The following is a 12,614-nucleotide window of genomic DNA, read 5'->3' as shown; positions in this document are numbered from 1 at the left end:
CTTCACTGACTAAGCACCATCAAGCAATGCTGAGGTTTCACTTTCACTCGCTTTTTCTTTTTTGTCGTGACGACTTTTTCCTGCTCATCTTTCGGCTTCGGTCGCCAACTGATCAGTTCACTGCCACAACCATCCCCTTTCGGCGGCGTTGCTTGGTCAACACAGGAGGCATTTCCGTCAGGACAGCGTAATCGCACATGCATGTGATAATGGTGCCCCCACCACGGCCTCACTTTTTGTAGCCAAGACCGATCCTCCCAGTTCATGTCACACAGGGTCTCCTTGATCACAGGATGAACAAAGATACGAGCGACTTCAGGCTCTGACGCTGCCACTTGGAAAAGAACAGCATGATCCTCAAGCCAATTGTCTCGACGCAACGAATAGGATTTGAGATCCACCATGCTGATCGCGGTCGGTTTTTCGATGGTGCTCTGTTTGAGTCTTTCCGGCGCAAAGCTCAACCAGATATCCGCATCAAGCCCCGTTTGGTGACTGGAATGCCCGCTCGTAAAGTTCCCTCCACGAGGCATCGAAATATCTGCAATCAACAAATCATCAAGACCAAAACCTTTGGTTCTCGCCGCGAGCTTCGTGAGATATGCAATCATATCTGGATGACCATAGTAGCGGTTTCTTGATGGTCGAATAACTTGGTAGCCATCCCCCACCAGCGGCATGGCTTCTCCGCCTTGAAGACACCCATTGGCATAACTGCCGATGGATTGATCTTTGCCTTGAGCGGGGGCATCAACACGTTCCCATTCATTGGCAAATGCCATTTCTAATCCCCATAAAAACAAAGCCAATAGAAAAAGCATGAATATGGTTTTGGTCATTTCAGCCCCACAGCAAAGAGTGTCTCTACGATCTTAGCAGCCTAGACTGACTGCGAGGGGTGATGAGTAACTTAACGCGCCAAGCAATGGAGAGAATTGTAAGCAGAATCAAAAAAGGAGAAGCTCAGCTTCTCCTTTTGGTAAAAACAATGGCCTGTCTCAGGCGCAATAAAAGAGACGCTCACACTCCTCTTTCATGGCCAATTAGAAGCCCCAGTTCACACCGAGTTTGATATTGCGTCCCGGTTCAAACGTACCATTGTAATCTTCACTCAAGCTCGCTTGGTCACGATAAGCTTTGTCGAACACGTTCTTGATTGACGCCGTTAGAGTAAGATCTTCGCCGTTCACTGGCATCCACTGTGCATACAAATCATGAACGCCATAGCCTGGCTTCTCCTCTGAACCTTCAGGCACATCCGTCAAACGGCTAACAAAGCGTCCGGTCCAGCCAAATTCAAGATCTTCCATCGCGAAGTAATTCACACTGGTCACTAATGTGTCACCAATCGACGTGCCGATGTTCATGTCACTATCACTCAAAGGGACACCATTTAGCTCTGGTTCTGCTTTGGTGTAGCTAATTGTCGCGGCAATACTCTCTAATTGGTAACCCGCAGAAACCGTATAACCTTGGTTATCTAACGTACCAACGTTTTCGAAAACACTGCTATCACGGTCAACCACATCTTCAATTTTACTATCAAACACTTGTGCAGACAGATAGCCGTTGTCAAAGCGCCAGTTAACAGTCAGCTCCGTATTTTTGGCTGTCTCGCCCTTACGGTCATTAGAGCTATAGGCATAATCCAACAGCCACAACTCGCCAACCTGAGGACCACGGAACGCCTCTGCATAACCAAGAATGACGTTCACATCTTCAGTGATGAAATAGGTAGCCACTGCATTCGGGCTAAAGCCGCTGTCAGAAATGTCAGTACCTGTCGAGCGAGAGTCACCATCACGTAGATCTTCATCTAACGCATAGTGGTCATAACGCGCACCAGCACTGAGCATCAAAGACTCTGTCGCGTTGTAATCACCTTGAAGGTAAACACCAAATTGATCGCCTTTATCAACGAATGTTTGGTTACTGCCGCTAAATGTGGATTCATCGCTGCGGAAGTCGGTGCCATAAATTAGCGTGAACTGTTCGAAATCAGGTGTGTTGCGAATATCACCACCGATTGACTCGGTATTACCGATGTAAGTGCCGAATCTAGGGTCGTTGAAACGTTCAAGGTTCAAATCGGTGTAATAGAATGTGGTATCTAGGTTCAGCCAAGTGCTGTCTGAATCTACAAGATAATTTAGCGTTGCAGTATCGCGGTAAGTGCTCTGCAGCAATGGGTAATTTCGACTGAAGTCACCCATATGAGGACGCGCATAACGGGTTGCATCGTCTTCTTTACGCTCGTAGCTCACTGTGAGTGTTTGTGAATCTGTCAGTTCACCGACGATTTTCGCAAAGCCAAATTTGTTACGAAATCCAGTGTATTCCGCCGTATCACCGTTTCCGTCTTCATAATCGTCTTGGTCGGTGTAGCCCAAAGATGCCAAAACGGTGACTTTATCACTCAGTGCGCCATAACCAGTCGCTGACGTTTTAAATCCATCCGTATTGTCTGAGTATGTGGTTTTAACACGACCACCAAATTGCTCACCCGCTTCAAGCAGAGCACGAGGATCTTTGGTTTTCATTTTGATGGCACCGCCTAAGGCACCTGCGCCATCAGTCGCACGTCCTGCACCTGCAGACACTTCAACTTGTTCAAGTAGCTCAGGCTCAATAAACAAACTGCCCTGATGGTGGAAAAGCGACCCAGCTTGAACCGCACCATCAATGGTGACATTCAGCATGGTGTCTTCGAGGCCACGCACATAGACTTTTTGTGAATAGTCCGTACCGCCACCAACCGACACTTCCGAGCTGGTGCGGAAAATATCGTTCAGATCGCTAGCTTGGCTCTTCTCAAGCTGGCTAGCATCAATGGAGACATCTGCTGCTTGAAGCGGGTTACCTGTAACAACCACTGTCTCGTCGGTATTTGCGATAGCGATATGGCTGAAAAGCGCGGTACATACAGCAACACTGAGCGGGGATATTTTGAAGCGACTTCCTTGGAACATCTTTCTACTTCCATATGATAACGATAATGATTTTCATTATTATCAAATAGACGTGGTGTACTGTAAACGCATTTTACAACTGTTACAAACCTATTAAGATATTGATTTTTAAATCATTTAGATGTGTATCTGACACCAGTAGCCTGTGATTAAGAAAAACAGTACCCAATCCCATGAGCAGTTTGTAGACGTTCAGCATTCATTCCAGCCGCCACAAGCTTCTTGCGGACTCGACTCAAATGCATATCTAAGCTCCTATCGTATTTCTGAAACTCTCGTGAGAGAACCCGTTGATACAAATAGTCTTTACTCAGGATTTGATGCTGCTGAACGACCAACGTCCAAAGCAACTTAAATTGGATTGGGGTAACAGAGATATTTTGCCCGTCATAGGTCACCACTTGCTGCTTTTTATCCATGACAAGTTGATCAACAGTCATCAGCGAATGATGAAAAGAGGCGGGTTGTTGCGCCGTGCGCCTAAGTATTGCGGCCGTTCGGCACACAATCTCACTGAAAGGTTGTTGGCGCGTGATGTAATCGTCTGCGCCATAAATAAAACTGTTGATACAGGTGCGCTGGCAATATTCTTCAGCCAGCAATACGATCGGAATAGATGTCTTTTGGCGCAGATTTTTGAGTAAGCAATGGCCTTTCATTTCAGGAAGTGAGCTTGATAGCATCAAAAGTTCAGTCGCAAGTTGCTCTTCAAGCGCTAGCGCTTCGCCAGAAGACAGACACCATCGTGCCAAGAAACCTTTGCGTTGAAGTTCGTCAACAAGCGCTTTTCCGTATTTTTTATCGGGTTCAACAACAAGCAAAGTGTTTCCGTGCTGTGCGACTTGTGCATTCATTTCGCCACCTATGTGGTTTCATAGCAAATAAATGAGATCGATTATCAATATCATTTCGTTTTATAAAAGCTAATCACACCACATATCAGATCAATGTCACACTATTAGGGTCTAATAAGTTGGGCGGGGAAATTATTACCCTCATGAATACATGCGAAGGTTTTGCTGAACGGATTCAAGTGCCGCTTTATCACCCAGTAATGTTTTCTTCACGTCGTTCCCGAACCATTCCAACGAGGCCGTTGAATTATCATTTCTCAACACCTCTGGTAAGAAACGATGGTAGTCCATTGCACCTTCCAAGAGCGGAACCATGCCATATCGGCTCCCTGCTGGGGAATAAACATTGTCCGGCGAGAACACATCTAACAGCTCTCTCGAACGCACATTTTTCAAATGATAATGCCCGATGCAATGTGACACTTTCTGATGAAAAGCGACTGGGTCTTCACCTGCCTCCCAAACATGTAAGGTGTCAAAGTTCAGTTTCAATGCTGGATGATTGACCTCATCCAACAGCTGAAGAATTGAATTTGGCGTATCGGCAAGTGTCCCAGGATGGGTCTCTACAAGTACATCTATCCCTAAATCGGAGGCATAACAACAGATCTGATGCAGACGGCGTGCCATCGACTTTCGCTGCGTAGCATCAACGCTATGACTCGCTTGATGCCCCGCAAAGGTTCGCACTTTTGATGTATCCCAGTAGTTAGCGAGACGGCAGATATGCTGACATTTTTTCTCCGCTTCACGTTCATCACCAACAATGGGTAAGTAGTCACTCAACATAGAGATAGAAAGCCCCATCTCGTTGAGCCATTTAGCGTCATATTGAGGCTGATGCTCTAAGCCAAGCGCATGAGCCCCCCAAAGTTCAATACCTTGAAAGTCATTACTCCTCACCCATTCTGCAATGCTCTCTAAAGAGACCAGATGATGTCGGAACGAAATCGTACAAATTGATAGCTGCATATCACACAGCCTCTGCACAGGTTTCAATGGGTAAGTCATTCAGCTCACACCAGTCTAGATACACTTCATGAAGACGCTTTTTAATGCGCATTTCATTTTTGTTTTGCTTGTTTAGCAATGCATAAATGGCGACTTGAAGGGAAAGTTCTTTTGTCTGAGCAAGCTTCATAATTTGATACTGAATCGATGAATAGGTCTGAATCAACTCTTCAATGACATCGCACCATCGTTCAAAATCATCTTCGGGTAAGCCGAGTGCTCGCCAAAAAAATGCAAAGCCATGTTCATAGGCGTATTTGCGCACGGCGATAACACGGGTCTCGCGTAACGCGAGGCTCAAGTCGGACAAGGAAATGTCTTGAGCACCGGATAGATGCGCATTGAGTATGGTGCGAATAGCATCAGTAAGTGGGTTCGATGAAGAAATGAAGCAGGCGTCAAAGTAGGCTTTCACATCTTCGGGCTTCGCATGCATTAAATTCTGATCATCAAACACATAACCACCCGCCACACTCGGCTGCGCAATGGCATTCAAGACTCGTTGGCGATCGATTTCGCCCTCCCAGCGAAAATCAGGATCCAGCATCATAAGTTTGTTAGGGTCATCAGTGTTCTCTAACATGACGTAATGAGGGAAGGGATTCTGGCTAAATTTATTTTCTCGTTCGGGCAGTTGGTACATATCCAACATCACCATCAGATTCGTTGTTTTTGACTTATCAGACAGCAACCTATTCATTTCTTGAATATTTTCTTGTTTCGACGCTTGTTCTTTGTACCAAGAATCTAGACGAACACCGAAGAGACGCTCATACCACAAAAGAAACTGATCATGATTAATACCGTCTGAGTGGTATTGAAGCTGGAAGTTTTCACTGATGGTGAAGGTGGCATCCCACACGCCAAAGTAAAACGGACGGTGATCAATTCCTTTACGCTTTAAAGACTCGCATACACAGCTTACGAAGCAATGCACTTTTACGTCTTCAAACTCTTCAGTGACAGTCTCGTCTACCTCCTCTGTTTTGCTATTCATTCGACACAAGAAGTCAGCCAAGCTTGAGACAGTTGAATAGTCTGAGGCAGTGATATTTTCATCTGGCACGCTTAAGCCTAAATCGAGTTCCAAATGGAGAATAAGCTGAAGAATTAGCACCGAATCTAAGTACAGATCCTCATTTAACTTTGCCGATTCACTAAAGCTGCCCATATGTCGGCTTTGCATGTTTTCCGCCAGCACTTGTCGGATTGATTCGATAATGTCTTTGCGCTGCATGGTGTCCCCCTACCCTATCGCCGGAATTGAAATCTTGCTTTGTGAAAGTGCTTTTCGATTAATCTTCCCGTTTGCCATCTTTTCAATTTCTTCGCATTGTTCGATATCCACAGGCAATTGATATGCAGCTAACCTCGTGCCACACCAATGACGGATTAGACTCGGTTCCAATTGACCAGAAGCAATAAACTGCAGGCAAACACGATCTCCTGAAAACGGGTCTGGGCGTTTAAACACAATAGCTTCCGACACCTCAGGCATTTCAAGCACCACATTTTCAATATCTTGTGGATACACATTCAGCCCGGATACGTTAATCATGTCGTCGCAACGGGAAATGAAATAGAGCTCGCCTTTATCGTCGAGGTACCCCAGATCTTGGGTGTTAATCGTGCGGTTGCCGTTGATGATCACTATTTCCTCAGGAGATGAAGCGCTGGTGCCAGCTTTCACACTGAGATGCGGCAGCGGTAGCCCTATTTGATTTGCTGTCAGCGTGTAAGGATTAATGGAGATACATCCAGCTTCTGAGCATCCATACTGCTGAAAGACGTGCTTCGTTTTCTTTCTCAGTGCATCAAACCAAGCCTCCGGAAGTACCGTGCCTGACGTCATAACTGCATGTAACATCTGATCTCTTGGGTAGAGCTGAACAACTGAATTAATCAAGGCTGGAGATGAATACAACAAGTGATTTGGAGTATTCAATAAGGTTTTCAATAAGTATTTCGGGTTGATGTTATTAATAATGACAGGCGTTAATCCTCGTTTTAACGCCACGAGAACCCCTGCAATCAACCCATAGGAATGCGTTATGGGACATGCAATAAGCGGTGTCATGGTTTGTGGGAGAGAGAAGAAATCCACGTAATTTTCCACCTCTTCAGCAATGGATTGCCAAGTACGGGTAATCACCTTTGGCTCACCCGTCGTTCCAGAGCTGGTTTGAACAAGCACCGCTTCTTCATCCACCTTGCTATTTTGCAAGGTCATCGCTGGTTGATTCTTATCAAACAATAAGAAATGGCATTCCGCGCGGTTCGCAAGGCGCTTTGCTGCGAGGCGAGGTGTTGGTGAAAAAATCGGGTAGAAAGAGCCACCGTGTTGACGTAAATACAGGCAAACAGACAGCACATATGCAGGATCATCGCTGCATACTGCAAAGCGTTTGCCGACACAGTCACCAAGAATGGGATCGGCTTTAAATGCCTCGTAAGCGTCATAAAAATATTCATGACCATAGAATTTATCGTTAACGAAAATCATAACGTCCCTATTATTCAAAATGCGATTTAGACAGTGGGTTTGGAATACGGTGGTGGCACTCGGCGCTACTGGCCGTGAGCTTTCTTGTTATAAGAGACTCGGTAAGAATTTCAGGGGCGCGACATCCCAACAATGAAAAGCGTTCGGCAAGTTCAGGGTGATGCTTTTCGTAATTGTCGAGCTTATGGGAAACACGTCGCCAAAATTCGCTCTCGGGCAAAGGATAGAAGGTGCTGATAAGGTGAGAGACTTCAGCAAGGTTGTAGATGAACAAGGTATCCATGACGAGTTCTCGCAACAGTTCAACCGAACTCATGGCGTAATAATCGTCAAGCGGGGCTTGGATTAGCGAAGGCTCAATCTCAGCAAAGTTTGGCACTGCGTCGACATCACGAATAAACGACTCGTGGTATTCGACGCTTTCATGAAAATCGCGAACAATAATTCGTTCAGGCCATCCATCACGATGTACAAGCACCATATTCTGACCATGAGGTTCTATACCTATCCCGTGCTTAACCAGAAGGTGCCAAATGGGTGTTACCGCCACCTCGATAAGCTGTTCGAGCCATACATCAAGTCCGTAACGTTCAACCCAATCCGCAATGAACGGCAGGCCGTCATTTTCAACCATCATGATGGCATTGAACGGAACAGCCTCCTCCCCTCCCTTCAAGTGCCCTTCGACACTTTCTCTATAGATAACTGCCAACTGACCACATTCAGGCGATAGATCTAGATCCAGCGAATCATCCGAGAACCTAGCACCCGCGTATTCATTCAAAATACTCAGCCCTTTCAACTCGGTATCGCTACTGATGATATTTTGAAGCCATTGAGAGACCAGTGGGGCAAGACAAACCGAGTGCGCCGCTAAATTTCGATGAGAGGAGGTGTTCACCATATTCAAAGGCAATTTTACGTTTGGGTGCAGTGGCACATATTTATTAAGCAGCGTTCTAACTGATTGCGTTGCTGCGTATCTATCTGCTCCAATGCCTAAAAAGATGATGTTTCTATTCTCAAGATGGTTGGCTAGCCATTTGTCTTTTAATTGTTGCCATTGCCAAGGATGAATGGGCAGCAAGCCATACTCGTCCCAGGTTTCATCGTGAGCACGTAGCGCTCCAGAAAGCCGATTCCATTGACTAGGCCCAAGTTCATTCAACCAAAAGTCAGTGTGCTTCGTTGGCAACATTTGCTTTAGGTGAGGAAGGCGAACCGCCAGCCAACATAAATTAAAGGTGTTGCCCGCTTCAGGCCCAAAGGCTCGATGAGCTGCATCATCAAAGCCCGTTCGTGCTTTAAAAGAAGGGTGATACGGATGGCCTTCATCTAATTGATGCTCTAATTCTGAGTAACTTGATGAACGTCGAGATAGTCGTTTGGGTAAGTACTGCGAGTTCCAACGACTTAGTTGCGCCGTTTGAATAAATTCATCAATGAGTGCCTTTTTGATGTCTTGCGTTGTCGGAAGGTCATCAATAATCGATAGCCACTCGCAACTAACATCGATCGGTCGTTCATTGATTTTCAGGCTATTAATGGTTAATCGATACCGACCAAATGCACCAATTTTTCCCTTCACGCAATACTCACGGTTTCCCATAAGCCATGCCAAATCATCAGTACAAGATGAAACAGACACTTCAACAAGTTTTTCAAACAGTAAAGCTTCAAGTAATTGCTTAATCACCCTTACTTCAGGTGGCAGTCGTTCGCATTTAGGCAGAGGCATAGCGAACCTCCGTTGCTTCTTCTAAACAGGTCATGACTAGCGGGTTCGGAATTTGGCAGTAAATTGCTTGCTCGTTTTCGACGGTGAGTTCATCAACATCATGAACGCGAGTGAGCAAATTGCCTTTAGCTGGAATACTGGATTGAGAAAGCAGTTGGTCGACAAATAGGGTGCCAGCCCCCGTGAATACGCGACGCAACGCCAAAAGGCGCTGCTGAACAAAGCTGACCAACATCCTTTCTTCGACTAAGCCATCAGCGCCTAAACGACCAATGATGGAGAACAAATTATTAATCAGAAGGTAATAAGCAAACCGGTGACAAATAACGTCATCGTTAAAATACAGGGCATCAACAGTAACAGACTCAGGATCCATGACTGCAAGGTGATCTCTGTAAGCGTTAGACAGATAGAAACCTTGGTTGTCTCTGAAGTAATAGACCGACGGATAACCACTCTCCAGCTTAATAACGCTATTTTGCTGATGAGCTTCCAAGGCGATGCCATGCTCATCATAGAGTTTTAACATGGGTTCAATACTGCATTCCCAATACTTGGCAAACCATTTTATGGATGCTTGAGATAGCGAGGATGTTTCCCTTACTGCAATCGCTTCTACAAATCGCGAAAGCATCGATGTTTCATCAGGAAGCGCTTCTTGGGTTAGCGCTGCTATGGTGACAACATTGCTATCCTTTCCTTCTGAGAATGGATTTTCTCTAATGATGACTTCAAAGCCCGTTTCTCTTTGGTCCGGCAAGACAACCGTTATATATGCTGGATCTGTGATGATCTTGAATTGAGGATAAGCCTCGCTGAAGCCTGTTTTTCGATATAGCGTCGCCATCACGACGCCTGCATCCAACTCATGTCTTTTGTTCACCCGTAATGAATTTGTGATTTTGACGGGTAACGAGAATTTATACATCCATGAGAGCTGAAAACTGTAGAGTGAGCGAACAGACGATGTTGCTGTGAACTCAGCGCCCTGCATGCCAAGATCCACGACTAAACCATCAGCAATAAGTTGGCGAACACTCGGTTGATGAATAAGCCATTGAGCTTGCAGGGGGTGCATTGGCATCACGAGGTGATCATCATTTATCGTTGATGAAATGGGCAGTGACGATGCGATGATTTCCTCAGCTGAAATATTCAATGCCGAGCGCTGACAGATAAGACGGCGAGAGACACTGAAGTAGTGCAACGAGAAACGCCCTTTCGTTTCAGGGGCATAATAAGCATGATGATAATCAAGCATCCCTTGACGACTCTTAGGTGTTGGATGCTGCCAGTGCCCAAATAATAGAGACTGTTCCGCATCGATAAAATCCGTGCTCGTTAACCTAGGATCGCCCAATCTCTGTGCAATATAGGCCTCCATCAATGAGCAGCTTTCAGCCACTCTGGAGAGCAGTTCATGTTTGTTCGTTTCACGCTGAACGCTAAATGTCGAAAAGACATTGGATGAGAAAATAGTTTCGATAAGGAGTCGCAAGGCACTAGAGAAAGGCACTTCCTGCCAGTTGCGATATGAAGAATGAAATAGATAAGCGCGAGAAAATTGGTGGCAACCAACCAAAGTGCGATAGCTGACAGTAATAGCAAGTTTAGAACTATGGGTGGATAGGGGCGTTTCGACCACCCAGGTACCGTCTTCTAATAAGATGGTATTCCCCGCATCTTTCCATTGCTTCGCGGTATACCAGTGCCCTTCATCTATCTCTTTTAGATAGCAGTTGAAGAATGCTTGAAATGAAGCAATCTCTGCGATGACTTTTGCGTTTTGGCTCAAAATGACCTCACCTTCAAAGCAAGTAACACTGTTTGAAGCGCTACATTCGACAAGGCTGAGAACTCTAATTGATATTGATTCTCATTTCACTAACTGTTACTTTTGTTACAACGCCCCTCCAGAAAGATCTCACATTCGCATTTTCCACATAGCGAAGTTCCTTTCACTCGCACAAGATATGCGTTTTATCGTAACGCATGACTTTCAATGACTACTCAAAACCGTATTACTGATGCTCCGGTCGTTCCAACGTTCTTCTATTTCGCACTGCCTTCACTTGTTGGACTACTGGCGATATCCAGTGCCAGTATTGTTGATGGGATATTTGTTGGACGCTATCTAGGCGCAGGGGCACTTGCTTCTATTAACCTGCTTATTCCTTACTTTACGTTTATGTTTTCAGTCTGCCTGATGATTGCGATAGGAGGTACGGTATTAGCGGGAAGGTATATAGGTGAAAAGAAGCAGAAAAAAGCTGATGCCATCTTCTCCCAATCTCTACTCTGCGCAGGGCTATTTACAGTTTCAATGGCGCTGTTAGTGACACCAAACAGTGAGTATCTGTTTGAAGCGCTCAATGCCCCCCTCTCTATACACCCAGCTATGGATAGCTACTTTGGGATTATGTCTTATTGCCTAATCATCCAGTTGAGCACCATGGTGTTGTACTACTTTGTACGTGCTGATGGTTTTCCCGTATTAGCAACAACAGCTCTGATTATTGGCTCACTGACAAACATTGCGCTAGACGTGCTGTTTCTTGGCTATTTACAGCTAGGCATCGAGTGGGCTGCTTGGGCAACCACCTTTGCGCAGTGTATTCAACTCGCTATATTGCTTTGTTTTTTTAAACGAAAGCGCAGAACGCTTACGTTAACGTTAAAGGGACTAAAACTAAAAGAATCAGCACGTGCGCTCATCAACGGTTTCTCTGAATTCATTAATGAAATATCCGTAGGTATCGTGATCTTCACAGTTCACTGGCTTTTGCTCATTGAAGGCGATGACGCGGCTATTGCAGGCTTCTCCATTGCCAATTATGTGCTTTTCATCAGTATGATGGCGTACTATGGCATCGTTGATGCTATCCATATTCTAGTGAGTCAAAACCTTGGGGCTGGGCATATTCGTCGTATCAGACAGTTTATGTTGTTAGCGGCAATAACGATTCTAAGTATTAGTAGCGTACTCGTTATAGTCTGCACGCTATACCCTCATCATCTCTCTCAGTTGTTCCTCTCTGATATAGAAAACGCTTCGCAACAAAGAGCATTGCTGTATCTTAAGATTATCTGGCCTTGCCTGATGTTCAGTGGCCTCAATGTTCTAATATCCGCCTACTTCACCGCGATACAAAAGCCACTGCAATCGACAATCATCGCTCTCAGCAGAGGGCTACTACTTCCCGTACTCTTCCTTCTGATCTTCTCAATATACTTTAAGCAAACGCACTTTCTTACCGCCCTACCGATCGCCGAACTTGTCACGTTAACGTTAGCGATTACCTTGTTTGTGATTCACCAAAAAAGGCAGAAACCTCCATGCCCCGCTTATATCTAAACCTCTAAACGTCAAAAAGCCCAAGCATGAATGCTTGGGCTTACGGAAAGTGATGGAAGCAAGACAAGAATAGACGGATCTGTTATATCCAAAACCTACAGACGATAAAAAGCCCCGCTATTGCTAGCGAGGCTTCTTAATAAATGGCGGAACGGCCGGGGACGCGCACGTCCGGGACTCAAGC

9 protein-coding genes are annotated in these 12,614 nt (G+C 45.5%); 1 reads left to right on the top strand and 8 read right to left on the bottom strand.

Annotation, left to right across the window (positions count from 1 at the left end):
* Positions 1 to 2: 2 nt before the first annotated feature.
* From mepA to Q365_RS0117530, 8 genes are all read right to left on the bottom strand, one after another.
* Positions 3 to 839 carry a penicillin-insensitive murein endopeptidase gene (mepA, locus tag Q365_RS0117565; RefSeq protein WP_081796292.1) on the bottom strand — a complete coding sequence of 279 codons (837 nt, stop codon included), beginning with the start codon at positions 837 to 839 and terminating at the stop codon, positions 3 to 5.
* Positions 840 to 1,043: 204 nt separating this feature from the next.
* Positions 1,044 to 2,969, bottom strand: a complete 1,926-nt coding sequence (locus Q365_RS0117560; RefSeq protein WP_028024576.1) for a TonB-dependent receptor domain-containing protein — start codon at positions 2,967 to 2,969, stop codon at positions 1,044 to 1,046.
* Between the two features lie 149 nt (positions 2,970 to 3,118).
* Positions 3,119 to 3,823 (bottom strand): response regulator transcription factor, encoded by a 705-nt coding sequence (locus Q365_RS0117555; RefSeq protein WP_028024575.1) that lies wholly within the window; start codon positions 3,821 to 3,823, stop codon positions 3,119 to 3,121.
* A gap of 141 nt (positions 3,824 to 3,964) precedes the next feature.
* Positions 3,965 to 4,795, bottom strand: a complete 831-nt coding sequence (locus tag Q365_RS0117550; protein ID WP_028024574.1) for a sugar phosphate isomerase/epimerase family protein — start codon at positions 4,793 to 4,795, stop codon at positions 3,965 to 3,967.
* Between the two features lies 1 nt (position 4,796).
* Complete coding sequence (locus Q365_RS0117545; protein WP_028024573.1) at positions 4,797 to 6,071, bottom strand: DUF6005 family protein; 1,275 nt, start codon at positions 6,069 to 6,071, stop codon at positions 4,797 to 4,799.
* Between the two features lie 9 nt (positions 6,072 to 6,080).
* Entirely contained in the window at positions 6,081 to 7,337 is a 1,257-nt protein-coding gene (locus Q365_RS0117540) for an AMP-binding protein (protein WP_028024572.1), read from the bottom strand.
* Between the two features lie 10 nt (positions 7,338 to 7,347).
* Complete coding sequence (locus Q365_RS0117535) at positions 7,348 to 9,075, bottom strand: IucA/IucC family protein (protein WP_028024571.1); 1,728 nt, start codon at positions 9,073 to 9,075, stop codon at positions 7,348 to 7,350.
* Positions 9,062 to 10,870 carry an IucA/IucC family protein gene (locus Q365_RS0117530; protein WP_211254267.1) on the bottom strand — a complete coding sequence of 603 codons (1,809 nt, stop codon included), beginning with the start codon at positions 10,868 to 10,870 and terminating at the stop codon, positions 9,062 to 9,064. Before Q365_RS0117530 ends, Q365_RS0117535 begins: the two co-directional genes overlap by 14 nt.
* A 207-nt stretch (positions 10,871 to 11,077) precedes the next feature.
* Between Q365_RS0117530 and Q365_RS0117520 the strand changes: the two genes are divergently transcribed.
* Positions 11,078 to 12,430, top strand: a complete 1,353-nt coding sequence (locus Q365_RS0117520) for an MATE family efflux transporter (RefSeq protein ID WP_028024568.1) — start codon at positions 11,078 to 11,080, stop codon at positions 12,428 to 12,430.
* Positions 12,431 to 12,614 lie beyond the last annotated feature (184 nt).

Origin of the sequence: Enterovibrio calviensis DSM 14347, from assembly GCF_000621165.1 — a bacterium.
Lineage (GTDB): Bacteria > Pseudomonadota > Gammaproteobacteria > Enterobacterales > Vibrionaceae > Enterovibrio > Enterovibrio calviensis.
The sequence above is the reverse complement of the archived record's forward strand: the minus strand, read 5'-3'. Positions and strand labels throughout refer to the sequence as shown.